This is a genomic window from Saccharopolyspora flava, from assembly GCF_900116135.1.
GTDB classification, from domain to species: Bacteria; Actinomycetota; Actinomycetes; order Mycobacteriales; family Pseudonocardiaceae; genus Saccharopolyspora; species Saccharopolyspora flava.
On the sequence record NZ_FOZX01000004.1, the window covers coordinates 1 to 22,000 of the forward strand.

A 22,000-nucleotide genomic window follows, 5' to 3' on the forward strand; every position below is an offset into this window, starting at 1 on the left:
ACGGTGTCGAGGAGTTCGGTCCAGGACTTCTCGAACTTGTCGACGCCCTCGGTCTCGAGGACCTTGAACACGTCGTCGAGGTCGATGCCCGCCGCGGCCAGGTCGTCGAAGACCTGCTGCGACTCGGCCGCGGTGCCGGTGACCAGGTCACCGCGCACGTCGGCGTGATCGGCCGTGGCCTGCAGCGTCGACTCCGGCATCGTGTTGACCGTGTTCGGCGCCGCGAGCTCGTCGACGTAGCGGGTGTCGGAGTAGGACTTGTCCTTGACCCCGGTCGAGGCCCACAGCGGACGCTGCGCCCGAGCACCCTCGGCCTTCAGGGCGTTCCACCGCTCGGTCGAGAAGACCTCCTGGTAGGCGGCGTAGGCCAGCCGGGCGTTGGCGATCGCGGCCTTGCCCCGCAGCGGGTGGCCCTCCTGCATCGCGTCCAGGCGCTTGTCGATCTCGGTGTCCACGCGGGAGACGAAGAACGACGCCACCGACTCGATCGAGGCCAGGTCGTGGCCGTTGGCCTTGGCCAGCTCCAGACCCGCCAGGAACGCGTCCATGACCTGCTTGTAGCGCTCCACCGAGAAGATCAGCGTCACGTTCACGCTGATGCCCTCGCCGATCACCTTCGTGATCGCCGGCAAACCGGCCAGCGTCGCCGGGATCTTGACCATCAGGTTCGGCCGGTCCACGGCCTTCCACAGATCGATCGCCTCGGCCACCGTCTTGTCGGTGTCGTGCGCCAGGCGCGGGTCGACCTCCAGCGAGACCCGGCCGTCCACACCACCGGTGGACTCGTAGACGTTGCGGAAGATGTCCGCGGCGTCGCGCACGTCCGCGGTGGTCAGCTCGCGGATGGTGTCGTCCACGCTCGCACCGCGCGCGGCCAGGTCCTTGACCTTGTCGGCGTAGTCGGCGGCGTTGGACAGCGCGTTGGCGAAGATCGTCGGGTTGCTCGTGACCCCGACGACGGCCTGGTCGGTGATCAGCTGGGCGAGGTTGCCCGAGCTGATGCGCTGGCGGGACAGGTCGTCCAGCCAAATCGAAACTCCGGCCTCGGTGAGGGCCTTGAGGTTCGCGTTGGTCGTCACAGAAATTCCTCCGCTCACGCCTGCTTGGCGTTGCTCAGGCTGCGTCGAGCAGCTGCGACAACGGCTTCGGTGGTGATGCCGAACTGCTCGTAAAGGGTCTTGTAGTCGGCCGAAGCACCGAAGTGCTCCAGCGAGACCGACTCACCGGCGTCCTTGACGAACCGGTGCCACGGCATGGCGATGCCCGCCTCGACCGAGACGCGGGCCTTCACCGACGACGGCAGCACCGACTCGCGGTAGGCCTCGTCCTGGGCGTCGAACCACTCGACGCAGGGGAACGAGACGACGCGGGTGGCCACGCCCTCGGCCTCGAGGGTCTCGCGGGCCTCCACGGCCAGCTGGACCTCGGAACCGGTGGCCATCAGGATCAGCTCCGGGTTGCCGTTGGCGGCGTCGGCCAGGACGTACCCGCCCTTGGCGACGCCCTCCTGGCTGGTGCCCTGCAGCGTCGGCACGCCCTGACGGGTCAGCGCCAGGCCGGCCGGGCCGGTCGGGTTCTCCAGGATCGCCTTCCACGCGGCCGCGGTCTCGTTGGCGTCCGCCGGGCGGACCATCGAGAAGCCGGGGATCGCGCGCAGCGAGGCGACGTGCTCGATCGGCTGGTGCGTCGGGCCGTCCTCGCCCAGGCCGATGGAGTCGTGGGTCCAGACGAAGATCGACGGGACCTTCATCAGCGACGCCAGGCGCACCGCCGGGCGCATGTAGTCGCTGAACACCAGGAAGGTGCCGCCGTACGGACGGGTGCCGCCGTGCAGCGCGATGCCGTTGAGGATCGCGCCCATGGCGTGCTCGCGGATGCCGAAGTGCAGCGTCCGGCCGTACGGGTTGGCCGACCAGGCGTCGGTGGAGATCGACTCCGGGCCGAACGAGGGCTGGCCCTTCATGCTGGTGTTGTTGCTCTCGGCGAGGTCCGCCGAACCGCCCCACAGCTCGGGCAGCACGTCGGCCAGCGCGTTGAGGACCTCACCGGAGGCCTTGCGGGTGGCGACGCCCTTGCCGTCGGCCTCCCAGGTCGGCAGCTTGTCGGCCCAGCCGGCCGGCAGCTCGCGGGCGGTCAGCCGGTCCAGCAGCGCCTTGCGCTCCGGGTTGGCGGCGGCCCACTTGTCGAAGGCGGCCTGCCACTCGGCGCGGGCCTTCTTGCCGCGCTCGACGACCTCGCGGGCGTGGTCGAGGACCTCGGCGTCGACCTGGAAGGACTGCTCCGGGTCGAAGCCCAGGGCCTTCTTGACCTCGGCGACCTCGTCGGCACCCAGCGCGGCGCCGTGCGCCTTGCCGGAGTTCATCTTGTTCGGAGCCGGGAAGCCGATGACCGTGCGCAGCACGATCAGGGTCGGGCGGGCGGTCTCGGCCTTCGCGGACTCGATGGCCTCCAGCAGGCCCTGCACGTCCTCGCCGCCGTCGACGGTGATGACCTGCCAGCCGTAGGCCTCGTAGCGCTTGGCGGTGTCCTCGGTCAGCGCGATGCCGGTGTTGTCCTCGATGGAGATCTCGTTCGCGTCGTAGATCACCGTGAGGTTGCCCAGCTGCTGCACGCCGGCCAGCGAGGACGCCTCGGAGGTCACGCCCTCCTCGATGTCGCCGTCGGAGGCGATCACGTAGACGTGGTGGTCGAACGGGCTCTCACCCGCGGCGGCCTCCGGGTCGTAGAGACCGCGCTCGCGGCGCGCGGCCATCGCCATGCCGACCGCGGTCGACAGGCCCTGGCCCAGCGGACCGGTGGTGGTCTCCACACCCTTGGTGTGGCCGTACTCCGGGTGACCCGGGGTCAGGGAGCCCCACTTGCGCAGCTGCTTGAGGTCCTCGACCTCCAGGCCGTAGCCGGAGAGGAACAGCTGCACGTACAGCGTCAGGCTCGAGTGCCCGGCCGAGAGCACGAAGCGGTCGCGACCGATCCACTCCGGGTCGGTGGGGTCGTGCCGCATGACCCGCTGGAACAGGGCGTAGGCGGCGGGGGCGAGGCTCATGGCCGTGCCCGGGTGGCCGCTGCCGCAGTTCTCCACCGCGTCGGCGGCGAGGACGCGCGCGGTGTCCACGGCGCGCTGATCCAGCTCGGTCCAGTCGTTGGGCAGTCGCTTGGTCGTCAAGCGGGCAAGGTCGTCGGTGACGGACACGGACGCAGCTCCAGTTTTCCTTCGGCGGTATTTCCCTCAACGCGGCGAACGGTCCGCTGGACCGATTCGAACCGCAGTTATCCCTCGTCCGTCGGGCAGCCTAGTCTCCTGCGATCAGGCGCCCGGCGGCCCGTTTGAGTAACGGTGTCGCCCCACTGCTGAACCAGCCTCGACCAGCGAGGATCGCCTCGGACGGTGGGGGAGCCGGTGATTCGTCGACCAGCGTGCACCAGATCCGGGCTTCGCGCTGACGGCACACCGGGAGATCGCGGCTGATCGCCGAACCACTCCAGCTTAGCTCGTCACTGGCGTGAACAGGGGCACTCGCACCCGCGCGCGACGGGCTTCTGTAGCGCGACTACTATTGGTTAACGGTTCGGTTCCGTTCTTCGGGAACCGGCGGGAGCGTGATCGGCAAGTGCGGGGAGTGTCATGTCGTCGGTGAGCGCAGCGTCGTGACCACCACCGCCGAAGCCACCCGTCAGCCCACCCGCAAGGCCGCTGACCTGCTCAAAGCCTATCTGAGCCTGGTCAAGCCGCGGGTGATCGAGCTGCTGCTGGTCACCACGATCCCCGCGATGCTGCTCGCCGAGCGCGGCATTCCCTCGCCGCTGCTGGTGCTGGCCACGCTCGTCGGCGGCACGATGGCCGCGGGCAGCGCCAACGCGCTGAACTGCGTCGTCGACGCCGACATCGATCAGGTGATGAAGCGCACGCGGGCTCGCCCGCTGGTGCGCCACACCGTGTCGAACCGGCACGCGCTGGTGTTCGGCATCGCGCTGGGCGTCGGCTCGTTCCTGGTGCTGTGGGCGTCGACGAACCTGCTGGCCGGGGTGCTGGCGGTGGCCACGATCCTGTTCTACGTCTTCATCTACACGATGGTCCTCAAGCGGCGGACCGCGCAGAACATCGTGTGGGGCGGGGCCGCGGGCTGCATGCCGGTGGTGATCGGCTGGGCCGGGGTCACCGGCCGCGTCGACTGGCCCGCGCTGGTGATGTTCGGCGTGGTGTTCTTCTGGACGCCGCCGCACACCTGGTCGCTGGCGATGAAGTACAAGGACGACTACGAGCGCGCGGGCGTGCCGATGCTGCCGGTGGTGGCGCAGCCGGTCGCGGTGTCCCGGCAGATCGTGCTGTTCACCTGGCTGATGGTCGCCTGGACGTTGCTGCTGGTCCCGGCCACCGGCTGGCTCTACGCCGCCTTCGCCGCGATCGCCGGCGCCTGGTTCCTCGTGCTGGCGCACCGCCTGCACGCGGCCACCAAGCGCGGCGTGCCGACCAAGCCGATGCGGCTGTTCCACCTCTCCAACACGTACCTGATGATCGTGTTCGTGGCCCTGGCCGTGGACTCCGCGCTGAGCCTGCCGGTCCTCGGCTGGCCCTGGTAGGCCGCCCCGCTCGCGCGAGGCGGCCCGGCCTGCGATCGGGTCAGGGCAGGATGAGGAGCTTGCCGGTGGTGCGGCGCCCTTCGAGGTCCTCGTGGGCCCGGGCGGCGTCCTCCAGCGAGTAGGTGCCGCTCACCCGGATGTGCAGCGCGCCCGAGGAGATCCAGCCGAAGACCTCGCCCGCCCGCCACTCCAGCTCCTCGCGGGTGAGGACGTGGTGGGCCAGCGACGGCCTGGTCAGGAACAGCGAGCCCGCGCCGTTGAGCCGCTGCGGGTCGAACGGCGGGACCTGGCCGCTGGCGCCGCCGAACAGCGCCAGCGTGCCGCGCGGGCGCAGGCTCGCCAGGCTCGCCTCGAAGGTGCTCTTGCCTACGCCGTCGTAGACGACGTCCACACCGCGGCCGTCGGTGAGGTCCTTGACCTCCGCGGCCACGTCGGCCTCGGTGTAGCGGATGATCTCGTCCGCACCGGCCTCGCGCGCCAGCCGCTCCTTCTCGTCGGTGGAGACGGTGCCGATGACGTTGCCGCCCTTGGACTTGATCAGCTGCGTCAGCAGCAGGCCCATCCCGCCCGCCGCGGCGTGCACCAGCGCGGTCTCGCCGGTCTTGATCTCGTGGGTCGAGGTGACCAGGAAGTGGGCCGTCATGCCCTGCAAGGTCGCGGCCGCAGCCGTCCTGGTGTCCACCCCGTCCGGGATCTTGACCGCGGCGCGGGCCGGGACCAGCGCCTTCTCCGCGTAGCTGCCGGGCGTCATCGCCCACGCGACGCGCTCGCCGACCGCGAACCCGTCGACGTCCGGGCCGACCGCGACGATCTCGCCCGCGCCCTCCGAACCCGGGGTGAACGGCAGCGGCACCGAGTAGACGCCGCTGCGCTGGTAGGTGTCGATGAAGTTGACCCCGGAGGCGGCGACGTCGACCAGCAGCTGGCCGGGCCCGGGTTCGGGCACCTCGACCTCGCTGACCTCGAGGGCCTCGGGACCACCGTGGGACGTCACCCGAATCGCGCGCATGTGCTCTCTCCTTCGCAGGGCTTGCTCGTGGGCCGTCCGGCGCAACGCGGCGGCCCCCGCCGATCATCCCGCCACGCTCATCTCCGGTCGCCGGTGGTCCCCCGCCCGAGATCGAGTGTCGTGCGCAACGACCGGTTCTGCCCGGTGGTGAAACGTGTTTAGGATCCCGGCATGACAGCCGAGAAGGACACCGAGCAGAGCACCGCGCCCACCCCGAAGGCCCTCTCCGCGGCGAAGGCCTTCGTCGCCGACCACGGCGGTTCGGCGCGCGCGGTGGTGGAGAACATCGGCCGGGCGGGCGCCCGCGTGGTGCTGATCGGCGAGGACGGCCGCCTCGGCGACGTCATGGTCACCAGCCCCACCGTCGGCGAGGCCCTGGTCGAGGCCGTGGACGGGCTCACCGCCAGCGAGTGGGACGCCGAGACCACCGCGGCGCTCAAGATCGGTGCCGCGCACCGCCGCAAGATGGCCGGTCCGCTCGCTCGCTGACCTGGCCTTCTCCGGACACGCCGCGCTCACGACTGGTCGAGACCATCGCTGTGGTTTATGTTTTCAGCGGTAACTGAACTCGATCTGGGGGGGCGGCGTGTCCGAGGAGTACCTTCAGCGCACCGACCGGCCGGCCATGTCGGAGTGGATCGAGCAGATGGCGGCCCACTTCGAAGCCACCGAGGGCATGCCGCTCATCGCCGGGCGCATCCTCGCGTTCCTGCTGATCTGCGACCCGCCGGAGCGCACCGCCACCGAGCTCTCGCACGCGCTGGCCGCCAGCACCGGCTCGATCAGCACCAACGTCCGGCTCCTGATGCGCTTGGGCGTGGTCTCGAAGACCACCCGCCAGGGGCGCGAGGCCGCGCTGTACCAGGTGGAGGAGGACCGCTGGCCCGCTCTGGTGCGCCAGCGCATGGAGCGCGTCACCGGCCTGGAGGAGCTCACCGCCTCGGGCCTGCGCATGTTCAGCGGCCAGGGCGAGCGCGCCCGCAGGCTCCGCGCGGTCAACGAGTTCTACAAGTGGCTCTCCAGCGAGATGCCGGAGCTCTGGCGCCGCTGGGAACGAGAAGGCAAGAAGAACCTCCGCTTCTAACCCCCTCCCGACCTCGGGCCCCGACCTTCAGTCCCGACCTTCAGTCCTGACCTCGGGTCCCGACCTCGGGTTCTGTCCCGGGTCCCGACCCGGGGTTCCGAAGTTTTCATGAAAACTGCGTTCTCCCCCGAACCGGGAGGTTTTCATGAAAACTTCCCCCGTCCTGGGAAAACGACCCCTCCTGGGAGGTCTCGTGGTGCTTGGGGTGGGGAGGTTTTCATGAAAACTGTCGTCCTCCTCGGGACGGGAGGTTTTCATGAAAACTTCGGGATCCTTGGGACGGGAGGTTTTGTGGGGGAGGGTTGTGGGGTCAGACCGTGGCTGGGGATTCCTGGGGTTCCGGGACCTCTGGGTGGGGGAGGGGGCCGCGGTTGCGGGACTCGACCCAGAGGGTGGCCGTGGCGATGATGACGCAGGTGGCCGCGGCGACGTGCAGGACGACCAGGAGCTCCGGGACGCCCAGGTAGTACTGGACCGAGCCGATCGCTCCCTGGACCAGGACCATCGCGCACGCGGTGATGTAGGCGCGGATCAGCGCCTTGGTCGGGCGGGCCGAGCGCAGCCAGACACCGAAGACCGCCAGCAGCAGCACGTAGGCCATCACCAGCAGGCCGTGCACCTGCACCAGCGAGGCGACGGCGAAGCCCAGGCGCGGCGTGTCCGGGTCACCGGCGTGCGGGCCGGCGGCGGTGACCAGCGTGCCCGCCAGCAGCACCGCGGCGGTGACCACGACCAGCGCGACCAGCAGGCGGCGCATCGGGCGGGTGACGATGCCCAGCGGCGCGCGGTCTCCCTCGGTGGTCGCCTTGACCAGGATCGCGGCCAGCCAGATCAGGATCGCCGAGGCCATGAAGTGCACCGAGACGCTCCACCAGGCCAGGTTCACCAGCACCGTCATGCCGCCGATGACGGCCTGGGCGACCACGCCGAGCGGCATGATCAGCGCCAGCCCGACCAGGCGCTTGCGGTGCGGGCGGCAGCGCCACGCGGCGAGCAGGCAGGCCAGCGCGATGAAGCCGACGACGCCGGTGAGCAGCCGGTTGCCGAACTCGATCGCCTGGTGCAGGGCCGCGACCTCCGCGTGCGGGACCGGGACCATGCTGCCCGGGAAGCACTGCGGCCAGGTCGGACATCCCAGTCCGGAGCCCGTCACGCGGACGGTCGCCCCGGTCACCGAGATCAGCGCCTGCGTCACCAGCACGGCGATCGCGAGGATCCGCACGGTGCGCGGGGTCGGGCGGGAGATCCAAGTAGGTAGCGCCACGAGGCAATGGTATTCCGCTGCTCGGATCGTCCCGCCCGCAGGTCACGCAGGTGACGACCGCGTCACGAGAACAGGCCCTTCGGCAGGGCTCCCGCCTCGACGAGGGCCTTGCTGAGCTTGCCGCCCTTGTCGATGAGGGCGGCGGTGCGCTCCTCGCCGAGGTGCTGCCACGGGCTCATCGCCATCTCGTCGGTGTGCACCTCGATGGCCTCGCGGTACTCCTTGCCCTCGTCGGTGAGCGCGCCCTCGGCGGTGACCAGGCCGCGCTCGGCCAGCCGCTCGGTCGCCTCGGCCCACTCCTGCTCGGACCACTCGCGCAGGGTGCGCGCGGCCTCCGGGGTGAACCCGCCGCGCATGGTGCTGTGCAGCACCAGCGACTCGATGCCGGAGATGCCCGCGTGCTGCAGGGCGATGAGGTGACCGTCGCCGCGGAACTCGCGCAGCAGCGTCAGCGCGTGCCACAGCTTGAGGTGCGGCACCTCGGGCCAGTCGAGGTCGGCGTGCCCGGCGTAGAGCGGCCGCGCCTCGGGACGGCAGGCCTCGGTGGCGATGCGGGCGAGCTCGGCGGCCTCGGCGACGTCGTCGGAGGCCAGCACCTCGTCACCGAGCAGCCGGTGCAGCGCCGCGTCGACGGCGTCCAGCCGGGCTTCGAGGACCTGGGCGGGGGAGGCGATGTCCCAGGCGGCGGGGATGGACTTGGCGACCGAGACGGGGTTGAAGTTGTAGAAGGTCGCGGCCACCACGCCCGCGCCCACCGGTCCCATCGCGGCCGAACGGCCCGCGTAGTAGCTCATCCGCCCGGGCTTGAGACCCAGCGAGGTGAACCGGTCTTCGGCCTCGGGCGCGAAGTAGATCATCGAGTGGAACAGTTCTAACGCAGCCTTGGCATGCCGAGCGATCTTGGTCATGCCCGCCACTCTAAGACCTAGGTCAGGCGGGTGGTGCGGACCGCGGTGGCTCCGCAGGCGATGCCCCAGGCGAGCAGGACGAGGATCGGCTGGGCTCCTGGGAGCGAGCTCTGGACCAGGACGGCGTCGAGGGCTTCGGCCAGTGCGCCGGAGGGCAGGAAGCCGGCGATGTCGGCCAGCGGGCCCGGCAGGTCGGAGGCGGGCAGGGCGAGGCCGCCCGCGAGCAGCAGGGCGAACCAGATCGCGTTGGCCAGCGCCAGGATGATCTCCGGTCGCAGCGCGCCGCCGACCAGGACTCCGGCGGCGCCGAACACCAGCGTGCCCAGCACCAGCAGGCCGATGCCGGGCAGCAGCCCGGACAGGGCCGGGGACCAGCCCAGGAACAGCGCCGTCACGCTCAGCACAACCGCTTGCAGTGCCACCACGAGCAGCGTCGCCAGCACGCGGCCGGAGATGAGCGTCCAGCGCGGCAGGGCGGTCGCCGACAGGCGCTTGAGGACGCCGTAGCGGCGGTCGAAACCGAGCGCGATGGCCTGACCGGTGAACGCCGTCGACATCACCGCCAGCGCCAGGATGCGCGGCATCACCGAGTTCACCCGGGGCTCGGGCAGGTCGCCGATGTGCACGGTGCTCATGCCGATGAGCAGCGCGATCGGGATGATCAGGGTCAGCAGCGCCTGCTCGCCGTGCCGGATGATCAGCAGCGTCTCGATGCGGGTCTGCGCGGCCAGCATCCGCAGCGCGCGGCCCCGCCCGGGAGCGGGGGAGAAGGTTCCGGCGGGGAACCGGTCACCGAGCTCGGCGGTCACGATCGCAGCTCCCGTCCGGTCAGGTCGAGGAAGACGTCCTCCAGGCTGCGGCGGGTCACCCGCAGCTCCTGGGCCAGCACGCTGTGCTGGGCGCACCAGGCGGTCACCGTGGAGACCACCTGCGGGTTGATCTCGCCGCGCACCACGTAGTCGCCGGGGCGCAGCTCGTCGGCCGTGTAGCCCTCGGGCAGCGCGGCCAGCAGCAGGTCGAGGTCGAGGCCGGTCTGCGAGCGGAAGCGGAGCTCCTGCTTGCCGTCGGCGGGGGCGGTGAGCTCCTCGGCGGTGCCGTCGGCGACCGCGCGGCCGTGGTCGACGATGACGACCCGGTCGGCCAGCGCCTCGGCCTCGTCCATCAGGTGGGTGGTCAGCAGCACGCTCACGCCGTCGCGGCGCAGCGCGGCGACCAGCTCCCACACCAGGCGGCGGGCCTGCGGGTCGAGGCCGGCGGTGGGTTCGTCGAGGAACACCAGCTCGGGGCGGCCGATAAGGGCGCAGGCCAGCGACAGCCGCTGCTGCTGGCCCCCGGAGAGCCGCTTGTAGGAGGTCCGGCGCACCGATTCCAGCCCGAGCATCTCCAGCAGCCAGGCCGGGTCGAGCGGGTTGGCGGTGCAGGCGGCGACGAGGTGCAGCATCTCCTCGGTGCGCACGCCCGGGTAGGCGCCGCCGCCTTGCGGCATGACGCCGATGCGGGGGCGCAGCTGCTCGCCCTGGGTGTGCGGGTCGAGGCCCAGGACGCGGACCTCGCCGCGGTCGGGGCGCTGGAAGCCCTCGCAGATCTCCACGGTGGTGGTCTTGCCCGCGCCGTTGGGGCCCAGCAGCGCCAGCACGCTGCCGCGCGGCACGCTCAGGTCGAGCCCGGCGACCGCGGTGGTGTCCCCGAAGCGCTTCTCCAGCCCGCGCAGCAGGACGGCCGGACTCTCGTTGCTCACGGATTCACAGCCTATTGCTTGACCTGGCGCACTCGGCCGAGGGTGGGCCGGATGGCGGGCATCCGGTGCCTCACCAGCGTCACCGTGATCGCGAACGCGACGATCGCGGCGATCACGGCGAGCGGGATCTGGTACGCGCGCAGCACGAATCCGGCACCGGTGGGCGGGATGAGCAGCGACACGGCGGCGCAGATCGCGGTGGCGGTGTGGCGGAAGCGGGAGTTGTTGGTCGACAGCGCCAGCGGCGCCACCGACCACAGCAGGTACCAGGGCCACAGCACGGGCACGGCCAGCGCGAGGGTGAGGTAGGTGGCGCCCATCGCGACCAGCGGCTGGATGCGGCCGCGGAAGGACAGCCACAGCATCCACAGGCACACCGCGGCCACGATCACGTAGCCGATGAGCTTGGTGATGACCAGCATCGCGTCGGTCTGGTTGCCCAGGCCCAGCAGCGTGGAGATGCCGCCGCCGGTCATGCCGAACGCGGTCAGCGGGGCCATGAACGTCTTGACCCGGTTGGGCACGTCGAAGGTGTCGATCCAGCCCAGGCCCCAGCCGCTGCCGACGGTGATCACCGTCATGGTGGCCAGGAACACGGCGCCGAGCAGTGCTCCGACGCGGAACAGCTCGCGCCAGCGGCCGCCGCGGATCACCACCAGGCAGATGCCGAAGAAGCCGAGCGCGATCCAGCCGGGCGGTTTGATGGCTCCGGCGATGGTGAGCAGCACGCCGGCGGCGATGGTGCCGGGCGCGCTCTGGTGGCGCAGGCCGAGCTCGATGGCGGTGAGCATGATGCCGACCATCAGGGCCTCGTTGTGCATGCCGCTGATGACGTGGAACAGCACGATCGGGTTGGCGACGCTGAGCCACAGGGCGGCGGCCGGGTGCACGCCGCAGCGGCGGGCGAGCTTGGGGATGGCCCAGATCGCCAGGGCCAGGCCGCAGAGCATGACCACGCGCCAGATCAGCACGCCGCCGATCACGTTGTCGCCGATGACGCGGGAGATGAGCTGGCCGAACATCAGGAACAGCGGCCCGTAGGGCGACGGGGTGTCGCGCCAGATGTTGGGCACGTTGCTGGTGAAGGGGTGGTCGACGCCCAGGCCGATGAGCGGGCTGACCACGTAGGGGTTGAAGCCGCGCGCGGCGACCTCGCTCTGCGCGAGGTAGCTGTACATGTCGGTGCTGAACAGCGGTGGGCACAGGGCCAGCGGCAGGCCCCACATGGCGGCGGTGCGGGCGAGCTGGCCGACGCCGAGGACGCGTTCGCGGCCGGGTCTGCAGAGCAGGCCGAGCCACAGCCAGGCGGCGACGATCATGAGCATGCCGAGCCAGCAGATCGCCATCGCCACGGTGGGCATCCGGCTGAGCAGGCCGAGGAAGCGGGCGCCGTAGATGGGGTTGATCACCGGGTTGGCGCCGGCGCCGAACGCCCCGGCGGCCAGGATCAGGGATCCGGTGGTGCCGAAGCGGCGGATGTGGTCGAGCTGCCTCCGTTCGGCGTGATCGAGCGGCTCCGTGCTGGTCCGCTCGGGTGCCTCCGACCCGGGGAGCAGCATCGTCTGGTCCGTCGTTTCGCCTGCAGCCACGGCTTCGCAGCGTAATGGGGTGAGTCAGATCACGTGTCCGCCCCGTGCCCCTGGTGCGTGCGATCGAAATAGGTAACATTCGTGTTGTGAAAAAGGTCGGGACGTCGCAGCCGACCGCAGCCGCCACCGAGACGGGCCCTGCGGGCCAGTCCGGCACGGCTGCGCAAGGCGACGGCCGGACCCGTCACACGGTTGCGCGGTTGCTGCTGGAACGGGGGCCGATCACCGCTGCTGCGGTGGCCGACGAACTCGGGGTCAGTCCCACCGCGGTGCGCCGGCACCTGGACGTGCTGGTCGCCGAGGGCGAGGCCTACACCCGGGAGTCCTCTCCGCGCGGCCGTCGGGGCCGCGGCCGGCCCGCCAAGCTCTACCTGCTCACCGAGTCGGGCAGAGCGAGGTTCGGTCACGCCTACGACGACCTCGCGGTGGCGGCGCTGCGGTTCATCGCCGAACACGAAGGGGAACAGGCGGTGCGCGAGTTCGCCGAACGGAGGATGGCCGCTCTGGTGGCCAACCACCGGGACGCGCTCGTGGCCGCTCGGACCCCGGCCGAGCGCGCGGAGGTACTCGCCGACGCGCTCTCCCGGGAGGGCTACGCTGCCTCGGCGCGCAGCGTCGGAAGCGGCGAGCAGCTCTGCCAACACCACTGCCCGGTGGCGCACGTCGCTGCGGACTTCCCGCAGCTGTGCGAAGCCGAGACGGCGGCGTTCGCCGAAGTCCTCGGCACCCACGTGCAGCGGCTGGCCACGATCGCGAACGGTGATGCGGCCTGCACCACGCACGTACCAACCGCGCGGTTGACGGATCCGGATCAGCACGATCCGGAGTCCGAACAGACCTCTGCCGGTTCGGTCCCGAAGGACCGGCAGAACACCGCCCCGATTCCTGCTGGAGGGGAGTCCGTATGACTGCCGCTGCGGAGCAGCGCAATCCCACCACCGCATCCGATGGTCAGCTCACCCAGGAAGAAACCCTGGCGACGCTGGGCAACTACGAATACGGCTGGGCCGACAACGACATCGCGGGTGCGACCGCCAAGCGCGGTCTGTCCGAGGACGTCGTGCGCGACATCTCGGACAAGAAGAGCGAGCCCGACTGGATGCTCGAGCAGCGCCTCAAGGCGCTGAAGCTCTTCGACCGCAAGCCGATGCCCAACTGGGGTGCGGACCTGTCGGGCATCGACTTCGACAACATCAAGTACTTCGTGCGCTCCACCGAGGAGCAGGCCCAGACCTGGGAGGACCTGCCCGAGGACATCAAGAACACCTACGACAAGCTGGGCATCCCGGAGGCGGAGAAGCAGCGGCTGGTCGCGGGTGTCGCCGCGCAGTACGAGTCGGAGGTCGTCTACCACCAGATCCGCGAGGACCTGGAGGCCCAGGGCGTGCTGTTCCTGGACACCGACACGGCGCTGCGCGAGCACCCGGAGATCTTCAAGGAGTACTTCGGCTCGGTCATCCCGGCCGGCGACAACAAGTTCTCCGCGCTCAACACCGCCGTGTGGTCGGGTGGCTCCTTCATCTACGTGCCGCCGGGCGTGCACGTCGACATCCCGCTGCAGGCCTACTTCCGGATCAACACCGAGAACATGGGCCAGTTCGAGCGGACGCTGATCATCGTCGACGAGGGCGCCTACGTGCACTACGTCGAGGGCTGCACCGCGCCGATCTACTCCAGCGACTCGCTGCACTCGGCCGTCGTGGAGATCATCGTGAAGAAGGGCGGCCGCTGCCGCTACACGACGATCCAGAACTGGTCGAACAACGTCTACAACCTGGTGACCAAGCGGGCCAAGGCCGAAGAGGGCGCCACCATGGAGTGGGTCGACGGCAACCTCGGCTCCAAGGTCACGATGAAGTACCCGTCGGTGTTCCTGATGGGCGAGCACGCCAAGGGCGAGGTCCTGTCCGTCGCGTTCGCCGGCGAGGGCCAGCACCAGGACGCCGGCGCGAAGATGGAGCACATGGCGCCGCACACCTCCTCGACGATCGTCTCCAAGTCGATCGCCCGCGGTGGTGGCCGCACCTCGTACCGGGGTCTGGTCAAGGTCGCCAAGCGCGCCCACCACTCCTCGTCGAACGTCAAGTGCGACGCGCTGCTGGTCGACACCATCAGCCGCTCCGACACCTACCCCTACGTGGACGTGCGCGTCGACGACGTGACCATGGGCCACGAGGCGACGGTGTCCAAGGTCAGCGATGACCAGCTGTTCTACCTGATGCAGCGGGGTCTGACCGAGGACGAGGCGATGGCGATGATCGTCCGCGGCTTCGTCGAGCCCATCGCGCGCGAGCTGCCGATGGAGTACGCGCTGGAACTGAACCGACTGATCGAACTGCAGATGGAAGGGGCCGTCGGCTAACGATGAGCACCACCGAAACCGACGCCCAGCAGCAGCACGGGCTGACCGAGCACTCCCACGGGGGGCCTGTCGTTCCGCAGGCCTCCCGCGGGGAGCGCTTCCGCTCCTACGACGTCGAGGCCTTCGAGGTCCCCGGCGGTCGTGAGGAGGACTGGCGGTTCACCCCGATGAAGCGCCTGAAGGGCCTGCACGACGGCACCGCGACCGCGACCGGCAGCATCAAGGTCCAGGTCACCGGTGAGGCCACCGTGGAGACCGTGGGTCGCGACGACGCGCGCATCGGCAAGGGCGGCGTGCCCGCCGACCGCGTCGCCGCCCAGGCGTGGAGCTCGTTCACCGAGGCCACCGTGGTCACCGTGCCCAAGGAGACCAAGCCCGCCGGGCCGATCACCGTCACCATCGACGGCCCCGGCGCGGACCAGGTCGCCTTCGGCCACGTGCAGATCCACGCGGAGCAGTTCGCCGAGGCCGTCGTGGTCCTCGACTACCGCGGCTCCGGCACCATCGGCGACAACGTCGAGTTCGTCGTCGCCGACGGCGCCCAGCTGCGGGTCGTGTCCATCCACGACTTCGCCGACGACGCCACGCAGGTCAGCTCCGAGCACGCGACCCTCGGCCGCGACTCGGTGTTCCGCCACTTCGCCGTCACCCTCGGCGGCGACCTGGTGCGGGTGAACACCACGGTCAACTACGCGGACAAGGGCGGCGACGCCGAGCTGCTCGGCCTCTACTTCGCCGACGCCGGCCAGCACCTCGAGCACCGGATGCTGGTCGACCACAACGTGCCCAACTGCCGCAGCAACGTCCTGTACAAGGGCGCGCTGCAGGGCGACTCGGCCCACTCGGTGTGGATCGGCGACGTGCTGATCCAGGCCGCGGCCGAGGGCACCGACACCTACGAGCTCAACCGCAACCTGGTGCTGACCGAAGGTGCGCGGGCCGACTCGGTCCCGAACCTGGAGATCGAGACCGGCGAGATCGAGGGAGCCGGCCACGCCAGCGCCACCGGCCGGTTCGACGACGAGCAGCTGTTCTACCTGCAGGCCCGCGGCATCCCGCAGGACCAGGCCCGGCGCCTGGTCGTGCGCGGCTTCTTCGGCGAGCTGCTGCAGAAGATCAACGTCCCCGAGGTGCGCGAGCGCCTGGAGGCCGAGATCGAGGAAGAGCTCGCCGTCGTCGGCGCCTGACGCCACGTCGATTCCCAGACTTTCGGTACCACCACACCAGGAGAACGAGAAGAAATGGCCACCCTGGAGATCAAGGACCTGCACGGTTCGGTCCTCACCGAGGAAGGCGCCAAGCCGATCCTCAAGGGCGTCAACCTGACCATCGACTCCGGTCAGATCCACGCCATCATGGGCCCCAACGGCTCCGGCAAGTCGACCCTGGCCTACGCGCTGGCCGGTCACCCCAAGTACCAGATCGACTCGGGCACGGTGCTGCTCGACGGCGAGGACGTCCTGGAGATGTCGGTCGACGAGCGCGCCCGCGCGGGCCTGTTCCTCGCCATGCAGTACCCGGTCGAGGTGCCGGGCGTGTCGATGTCGAACTTCCTGCGCACCGCGGCCACCGCCGTGCGCGGCGAGGCCCCGCAGATCCGGCACTGGGTCAAGGAGGTCAAGCAGGCGATGTCCGACCTGGACATCGACCCGTCCTTCTCCGAGCGCAGCGTCAACGAGGGCTTCTCCGGCGGTGAGAAGAAGCGCCACGAGATCCTGCAGCTGGACCTGCTCGACCCGAAGTTCGCCGTTCTGGACGAGACCGACTCCGGTCTCGACGTCGACGCGCTGCGCGTCGTGTCCGACGGCGTGAACCGCTTCAAGGCCAAGGGCGACAAGGGTGTTCTGCTGATCACCCACTACACCCGGATCCTCAAGCACATCACCCCGGACCGCGTGCACGTCTTCGCCGACGGCAAGGTCGTCGAGTCCGGTGGCGCCGAGCTCGCCGACGAGCTCGAGGCCAACGGCTACGTGCGGTTCACCGGCAAGAAGGAGGCGGCCGCCCAGTCATGACCCAGCAGCCTCTTCGCACCACTGGTGCGAGCACCCCACTGGACGTGGCACAGATCCGCGCGGACTTCCCGATCCTCGGGCGCACCATCCGCGACGGCAAGCGCCTGGTCTACCTCGACTCCGGGGCGACCTCGCAGCGGCCGCGCCAGGTGCTCGACGCGGAGCGCTCCTTCCTGGAGACCTCCAACGCCGCCGTGCACCGCGGCGCGCACCAGCTGGCCGAGGAGGCCACGGACGCCTACGAGGGCGCGCGGGAACGCATCGCGCGCTTCGTCGGCGTCGGGGATGACGAGGTGGTGTTCACCAAGAACGCCACCGAGGGCGTGAACCTCGTCGCCTACGCCATGAGCAACGCCGCGACGGCCGGGGCGGAAGCCGAGCGCTTCCGCCTCGGCCCCGGCGACGAGGTCGTGGTGACCGAGATGGAGCACCACGCGAACCTGGTGCCGTGGCAGCAGCTGTGCGAGCGCACCGGTGCCACGCTGCGCTGGTTCGGCGTCACCGACGAAGGCCGGTTGGACACCTCCGACGTGGCCTCGGTGATCTCCGAGCGGGCGAAGGTCGTGGCCTTCACCCACCAGTCCAACGTGCTGGGCACCGTCAACACCGGTGAGGAGATCATCCGCCGCGCCCACGAGGTGGGTGCGCTGACCGTGCTCGACGCCTGCCAGTCGGTGCCGCACGCGCCGGTGGACTTCAAGGCGATGGGCGTGGACTTCGCGGTGTTCTCCGGGCACAAGATGCTCGGCCCGTCCGGTGTCGGCGTGCTCTACGGCCGCCGCGAGCTGCTGGACGGGATGCCTCCGTTCATCAGCGGCGGTTCGATGATCGAGCTGGTGCACATGGAGCGCTCCACGTTCGCCCCGCCGCCGCAGCGGTTCGAGGCGGGCGTGCCGATGACCTCGCAGGTCGTCGGGCTGGGCGCGGCCGTGGACTACCTCACCGAGGTGGGCATGGACCGGGTCGCCGCGCACGAGCACGCGCTGACCGAGACCGCGCTGCGCGAGCTCGGCGCGATCGAGGGCGTGCGCATCATCGGGCCCACCAGCACCGACAACCGCGGTGGCGCCGTGTCGTTCGTGATCGACGGCGTGCACCCGCACGACGCCGGCCAGGTGCTCGACGACCAGGGCGTGGAGGTCCGGGTGGGCCACCACTGCGCCTGGCCGCTGCACCGGCGGATGGGAATTCCCGCGACCGTTCGCGCGTCGTTCTACCTGTACAACGAACTGGACGAGGTCAAGGCGCTGGTGGACGCGGTGCGCGAGGCGCAGCGCTTCTTCGGCGTCGCCTGAACCGCCGAGGACTGGCGCACATGCAGCTTGAGCAGATGTACCAGGAGATCATCCTGGACCACTACCGCAATCCGCACCGGCACGGACTGCGGGAGCCGTTCGACGCCGAGTCCTTCCAGGTCAACCCGACCTGCGGGGACGAGGTGACGCTGCGGGTCCGGTTGACCGGCGAGGGCGAGAGCGCCAAGGTCGAGGACGTCTCGTACGCGGGGCAGGGGTGCTCGATCAGCCAGGCGGCGGTGTCGGTGCTGACCGACCTCGTCGTCGGCAAGCCGCTCAAGGAGGCCCTCGAGACCGAGGCCGCGTTCAGCGAGCTGATGCACGGCCGCGGCAAGGTCGAGCCCGACGAGGACGTGCTCGAGGACGCCATCGCCTTCGCGGGCGTGGCCAAGTACCCGATGCGGGTCAAGTGCGCGCTGCTGGGCTGGATGGCGTTCAAGGACGCCGTCTCCCGCGCGTGAGCCCGGTGCCAACAGACTTTCAGGAGGCAAAGTGAGCGACGAGACCCAGGTGCAGGACGAGGCGCGCACTGCCGACGCCCTGCCCGAGCAGGCCGCCCCGGCCGCCGAGGTCGCCAAGGTCGAGGACGTCGAGGAAGCCCTCCGCGACGTCGTCGACCCGGAGCTGGGCATCAACGTGGTGGACCTCGGTCTGGTCTACGACGTGCGGGTGGAGCAGGACAACTCCGCCACCGTGGACATGACGCTGACCTCGGCGGCCTGCCCGCTGACCGACGTCATCGAGGACCAGGCCCGCTCCGCCCTCACCGGCGGCCCGGGCGGCGGTGTCGTCTCCGACTTCCGGATCAACTGGGTCTGGATGCCCCCGTGGGGCCCGGAGAAGATCACCGAAGAGGGCCGCGAGCAGCTCCGCGCCCTCGGCTTCACCGTCTGAGAACGCGCACGAAGACCCCCTGATCCGCGAATGCGCGGGTCAGGGGGTCTTCTGCTGGTGCTCCGGCAGGACGAGAACGGGCTTTCGGCGGCTGCCGCTTCCTCATCGAGGAGTGCCGTCGGCCGCCGACGTCATGGTGTCCACGAGGGCGTCGAGCCTGGCAGCCGCCTCGGTCAGCTGCTCGAGCCGTCGCGCGATGCGCTCGCGCTGCCCGCGCACCTCGTCGATCATCCCGGCGCTGACGTGGCCCGTCGACTCGCAGCGCAACAGCAGCGCGATGGAGCTGCTGGGCAAACCCGCCGAGTAGAGGCACTGGATCAGCCGCACCCGGTCCGGGGCGTCCGCGGTGTAGACGCGCTGCCCCGTCGCCGTGCGGTCGGCCGCGAGCAGCCGCTGCTCCTCGTAGTAGCGCAGCGATCGGACGCTCACACCCGTGACGCGGGAGAGTTCTCCGATCTTCATCTCCGATCCCTTCGATGACTTGACCCTCACATGGATGTGAGGTCCTACGTTCGGCGGAGCCTCGCAGGTGGCGAGGCGAACCGACGAGAGGGCACTCGATGAGAGTCAGCGGGCAGACCGTCTTCGTGACCGGGGCGAACCGGGGTATCGGGCGCGCATTCGTCTCGGGGTTCCTCGCCCGGGGAGCCGACCGAGTCTACGCCGGTGTGCGTGATCCGCTGTCGGTCGACGCCGAGCTGAGCCGGGACCCGCGCGTGGAGGTCGTGCGGCTGGACGTCACTGATCGCGGTGGGATCACCGCGGCCGCGGACGCGGCCGGCGACACCACCGTCCTGGTCAACAACGCCGGTGCCGTGGTGTTCGAGTCCTTGCTGACGGGGTCCCCCGAGTCCGCGCGGCGACTGTTCGACACGAACGTGTTCGGACCGTGGGAGCTCACCCGCGCCTTCGCACCGGGGCTCCGCGCATCGCACGGCGCCGTCATCAACGTGCTCTCGGCCATCGCGTGGTTCTCACCGCCGCAGAACGGTGCCTACGCGGCGACGAAATCGGCTGCGTGGAGCCTGACCAACGGACTGCGATCCGAACTCGCTCCGTCCGGCGTCTCGGTGCAGGGCCTGCACTTCGGTGCTGTCGACACCGACTTCTCCGCCGGGGTCGACATCCCGAAGATCGCGCCGGAGGACGTCGTGCGCGCCTCGCTCGACGGGTTGGAGGCGGGCGCGGACGAGGTGCTCGTCGACGCCGAGAGTCGGGCCGCGAAGGCCGCGCTGACGGGCGAGCCCAACGGCTACCTCCGGGCGATGCAGGGCTGAACGCGTCAGCGGGATGCGCCGCCACGACGTCTGAACGGCGAAGAGCCCCCGGTCCCAGAAGGGAACCGGGGGCTCTTCGCTGTTCAGAACCGTTCGTGGTGCCGCTGTTCCGGGTCTTGGGTGGGGAAGTCGTGCGGTGGGGATGCCGGGGGAGGGAACTGCGGTGGGGGACCGGCCGGCGGTGGGGGTGCTGGGGATGCTCCCGCGGCCTGGCCCCGGAGGACTTCTATCCGGTCCGATCCGGGTCTCGACATCACCCAGCTGGAGCCGGTGAGCTGCTTCGCCGAGCCCTTGAGCGGGGCGAGCTTGCTGGAGGCCTGGTCGTAGTCGGCGACCGTCTGCGTGGTGCACACCAGCGTGGCCAGCGACAGGGTGACCTCGGTGTCGCCGATCATCCGGGCCGGGCCGAGCACCGCGTCGGCCAGCGGCACCAGGTCGTCGAGGTCGGAGACCAGCAGGAAGTCGTCGCCGCCGACGTGGCCGACCTGCACCGACGACAGCGAGGCCGCGGCGTCGGTGAGCCCGCGGCCGATCGAGCGGATCAGGTCGTCGCCCGCGGAGAACCCGGCGGTGTCGTTGATCGTCTTGAAGCCGTCGATGTCCAGCCAGCTCACCGCGAAGATCTCCTCGGCGGCGATGCGGCGGGACACGTCGCGGGCGATGGCGTCGCTGCCGGGCAGCCGGGTCAGCGGGTTCAGCGCGGCGGCCTCCTCGACCTTCATCTCCGCCATGCCGCGGATGAGGTCGCCGGCCCGCACCGCGCCGAGGCAGCGCCCGGCCTCGTCGACGACGATCGCGTCGTCGTACATCCGGTACTGGTCGGAGCCGGTGACCATGCTCAGCGCCTCCATCGCCGTGGTGGCGGTGGTGACCACGCGCGGCTCGTCGGCCAGCCGGGAGGCGGGGCGCTTGGCGTGCAGGGCGTGCCCGTAGGGGCCGGTGACGGCGAGCAGGAAGCGGTTGCGGTCGATGGTGAACTGCGGCCGGTTGTGCTCGTCGACCAGCACCACGCCGCTGATCTCGGTGTGGTCGGCCAGCACCTCGCGGACCTTGTCGGCGGTGGCGTCGATGGACAGCATCGTCGCGGGGGAGAGGAACTCGGTGACCCGCGGGCCGCTGGCGATGGTGTTCAGCGACGGCGCGTGCGGGTCGGTGACCTCGGCGGCCACGCCCGGCACGGTGCTGGCGGTCGGCGGCCTGCGCCCGGCCGGTGCCAGCAGGTTGCCCTGCACGAGGCGGACGCCGTTGCGGCGCAGCGAATTGAGCTGGCGGTCGCTCTCGACGCCCTCGGCGACCAGCAGGCTCTCGGTGGACTCGCACAGGTGCCGGACCGATTCGACGACGGCGACGCGCGCCGGGTCGTCGGGCAGGCCCTGCACGACGGCGCGGTCGAGCTTGATGGTGGCGGGCCCGATGTCGCCGATGAGGGTCAGCGGGACGTCGCCTTCGCCGACCCCGTCGAGCGCGATCTGGAAGCCGTCCGAGCGCAGCTTGCCGATGCTCTCCAGCAGCTGGTCGGTGTCGATCCGGCCGAACGGCGGACCGATCTCCAGGGTGATCTCCTGCTCGCGCCTGCCGGCCTCGCGCAGCTTCTCGCGCAGGGCCTGCAGCCGCTCGCGGTCGTGCACGACGGTGCCGCCGAAGATGTTGAGGTGCAGCGGGAGCAGCGACTCGTGGTCCGCGGCCGACTGCACCGCCTTGACCGCCAGGTCCACATCGAGCTCGGTGAGCCGTCGCAGCCGCGCCGCTTCCCGGAACAGGTCCTGGACGTGCGCGCCCGCCGGTCTGGCCAACGCCTCCACTGCGACGATGGCACCGGTCTTGATGTTGATCAATGGCTGGAAAGCGAAGCGAACTTCGTCCACCAGCGCGAGCACGGAGTCGATGTTGCCGCGACTCATGCTTCTCCAGCGACCGTGTTCACGATCTGTTCACCGACATCTCAGCTCCTCCTCGTCGGCGGAGCGCCGCCATTCCCGCCGACCAA

21 protein-coding genes are annotated in these 22,000 nt (G+C 70.3%); 11 read left to right on the forward strand and 10 right to left on the reverse strand.

Features of this window, described 5'->3' with window-relative positions:
- Together tal and tkt are read right to left on the reverse strand one after the other, a co-directional pair.
- Positions 1-1,079, reverse strand: a 1,079-nt coding sequence (gene tal / locus BM424_RS13350) for a transaldolase (protein ID WP_093417120.1), incomplete at its 3' end; no start/stop codon positions are given.
- A gap of 14 nt (positions 1,080-1,093) precedes the next feature.
- Positions 1,094-3,190, reverse strand: coding sequence for a transketolase (gene tkt, locus BM424_RS13355; protein WP_217649700.1), 2,097 nt, complete (start codon positions 3,188-3,190; stop codon positions 1,094-1,096).
- Between the two features lie 455 nt (positions 3,191-3,645).
- Here tkt and BM424_RS13360 point away from each other — a divergent pair, with 455 nt between their 5' ends.
- Positions 3,646-4,578, forward strand: a complete 933-nt coding sequence (locus tag BM424_RS13360; protein WP_093417123.1) for a heme o synthase — start codon at positions 3,646-3,648, stop codon at positions 4,576-4,578.
- A 40-nt stretch (positions 4,579-4,618) separates the two neighbouring features.
- On the opposite strand, the gene BM424_RS13365 is transcribed toward BM424_RS13360, so the two are convergent.
- Positions 4,619-5,587: a quinone oxidoreductase family protein gene (locus BM424_RS13365; RefSeq protein WP_093417126.1), complete on the reverse strand. Its 969-nt coding sequence runs from the start codon at positions 5,585-5,587 to the stop codon at positions 4,619-4,621.
- A gap of 171 nt (positions 5,588-5,758) precedes the next feature.
- Between BM424_RS13365 and BM424_RS13370 the strand changes: the two genes are divergently transcribed.
- Positions 5,759-6,076, forward strand: coding sequence for a hypothetical protein (locus tag BM424_RS13370; RefSeq protein ID WP_093417129.1), 318 nt, complete (start codon positions 5,759-5,761; stop codon positions 6,074-6,076).
- Positions 6,077-6,173: 97 nt separating this feature from the next.
- The gene (locus BM424_RS13375; protein WP_245775834.1) at positions 6,174-6,671 is read left to right on the forward strand and encodes a GbsR/MarR family transcriptional regulator; all 498 of its coding nucleotides are present in this window, start codon (positions 6,174-6,176) and stop codon (positions 6,669-6,671) included.
- 310 nt (positions 6,672-6,981) lie between these two features.
- On the opposite strand, the gene BM424_RS13380 is transcribed toward BM424_RS13375, so the two are convergent.
- The 5 genes from BM424_RS13380 to mptB all read right to left on the reverse strand — a co-directional run bounded on the left by BM424_RS13380 (position 6,982) and on the right by mptB (position 12,170).
- Positions 6,982-7,935, reverse strand: a complete 954-nt coding sequence (locus BM424_RS13380) for a COX15/CtaA family protein (protein WP_175548084.1) — start codon at positions 7,933-7,935, stop codon at positions 6,982-6,984.
- 62 nt (positions 7,936-7,997) lie between these two features.
- Entirely contained in the window at positions 7,998-8,843 is an 846-nt protein-coding gene (locus tag BM424_RS13385; RefSeq protein ID WP_093417132.1) for an SCO6745 family protein, read from the reverse strand.
- Positions 8,844-8,860: 17 nt separating this feature from the next.
- Complete coding sequence (locus BM424_RS13390) at positions 8,861-9,652, reverse strand: ABC transporter permease (RefSeq protein WP_425442011.1); 792 nt, start codon at positions 9,650-9,652, stop codon at positions 8,861-8,863.
- Positions 9,649-10,581: an ABC transporter ATP-binding protein gene (locus tag BM424_RS13395; RefSeq protein WP_093417135.1), complete on the reverse strand. Its 933-nt coding sequence runs from the start codon at positions 10,579-10,581 to the stop codon at positions 9,649-9,651. The genes BM424_RS13390 and BM424_RS13395 overlap by 4 nt, the downstream gene beginning before the upstream one ends.
- 11 nt (positions 10,582-10,592) lie before the next feature.
- Positions 10,593-12,170, reverse strand: coding sequence for a polyprenol phosphomannose-dependent alpha 1,6 mannosyltransferase MptB (gene mptB / locus BM424_RS13400; protein ID WP_093417138.1), 1,578 nt, complete (start codon positions 12,168-12,170; stop codon positions 10,593-10,595).
- Positions 12,171-12,256: 86 nt separating this feature from the next.
- Here mptB and BM424_RS13405 point away from each other — a divergent pair, with 86 nt between their 5' ends.
- The 7 genes from BM424_RS13405 to BM424_RS13435 are packed head-to-tail and all read left to right on the forward strand — an operon-like array spanning position 12,257 to position 18,736.
- On the forward strand, positions 12,257-13,078 hold the full coding sequence (locus BM424_RS13405) for a helix-turn-helix transcriptional regulator (RefSeq protein ID WP_093417140.1): 822 nt from the start codon (positions 12,257-12,259) through the stop codon (positions 13,076-13,078).
- Positions 13,075-14,532: a Fe-S cluster assembly protein SufB gene (gene sufB, locus BM424_RS13410; protein WP_093417143.1), complete on the forward strand. Its 1,458-nt coding sequence runs from the start codon at positions 13,075-13,077 to the stop codon at positions 14,530-14,532. Before BM424_RS13405 ends, sufB begins: the two co-directional genes overlap by 4 nt.
- 2 nt (positions 14,533-14,534) lie before the next feature.
- On the forward strand, positions 14,535-15,719 hold the full coding sequence (gene sufD / locus BM424_RS13415) for a Fe-S cluster assembly protein SufD (protein ID WP_093417145.1): 1,185 nt from the start codon (positions 14,535-14,537) through the stop codon (positions 15,717-15,719).
- Positions 15,720-15,773: 54 nt separating this feature from the next.
- Positions 15,774-16,547, forward strand: coding sequence for a Fe-S cluster assembly ATPase SufC (gene sufC / locus BM424_RS13420; RefSeq protein WP_093417148.1), 774 nt, complete (start codon positions 15,774-15,776; stop codon positions 16,545-16,547).
- Positions 16,544-17,842 (forward strand): cysteine desulfurase, encoded by a 1,299-nt coding sequence (locus tag BM424_RS13425; RefSeq protein ID WP_093417150.1) that lies wholly within the window; start codon positions 16,544-16,546, stop codon positions 17,840-17,842. Before sufC ends, BM424_RS13425 begins: the two co-directional genes overlap by 4 nt.
- 20 nt (positions 17,843-17,862) lie before the next feature.
- On the forward strand, positions 17,863-18,303 hold the full coding sequence (sufU, locus tag BM424_RS13430; RefSeq protein WP_093417153.1) for a Fe-S cluster assembly sulfur transfer protein SufU: 441 nt from the start codon (positions 17,863-17,865) through the stop codon (positions 18,301-18,303).
- A 31-nt stretch (positions 18,304-18,334) separates the two neighbouring features.
- Positions 18,335-18,736 (forward strand): metal-sulfur cluster assembly factor, encoded by a 402-nt coding sequence (locus BM424_RS13435; RefSeq protein ID WP_093417155.1) that lies wholly within the window; start codon positions 18,335-18,337, stop codon positions 18,734-18,736.
- Positions 18,737-18,838: 102 nt separating this feature from the next.
- Here the strand turns inward: BM424_RS13435 and BM424_RS13440 are convergent, their stop codons facing one another.
- A complete protein-coding gene (locus tag BM424_RS13440) occupies positions 18,839-19,198 on the reverse strand; it encodes a MerR family transcriptional regulator (RefSeq protein ID WP_093417158.1) in 360 nt (119 codons plus the stop codon).
- Positions 19,199-19,296: 98 nt separating this feature from the next.
- On the opposite strand from BM424_RS13440, the gene BM424_RS13445 reads away from it, so the two are divergent.
- Positions 19,297-20,013: an SDR family oxidoreductase gene (locus tag BM424_RS13445; RefSeq protein WP_093417159.1), complete on the forward strand. Its 717-nt coding sequence runs from the start codon at positions 19,297-19,299 to the stop codon at positions 20,011-20,013.
- A gap of 83 nt (positions 20,014-20,096) precedes the next feature.
- Here BM424_RS13445 and BM424_RS13450 read toward each other — a convergent pair whose 3' ends face one another.
- The gene (locus BM424_RS13450; protein ID WP_093417162.1) at positions 20,097-21,914 is read right to left on the reverse strand and encodes a GGDEF domain-containing protein; all 1,818 of its coding nucleotides are present in this window, start codon (positions 21,912-21,914) and stop codon (positions 20,097-20,099) included.
- Positions 21,915-22,000 lie beyond the last annotated feature (86 nt).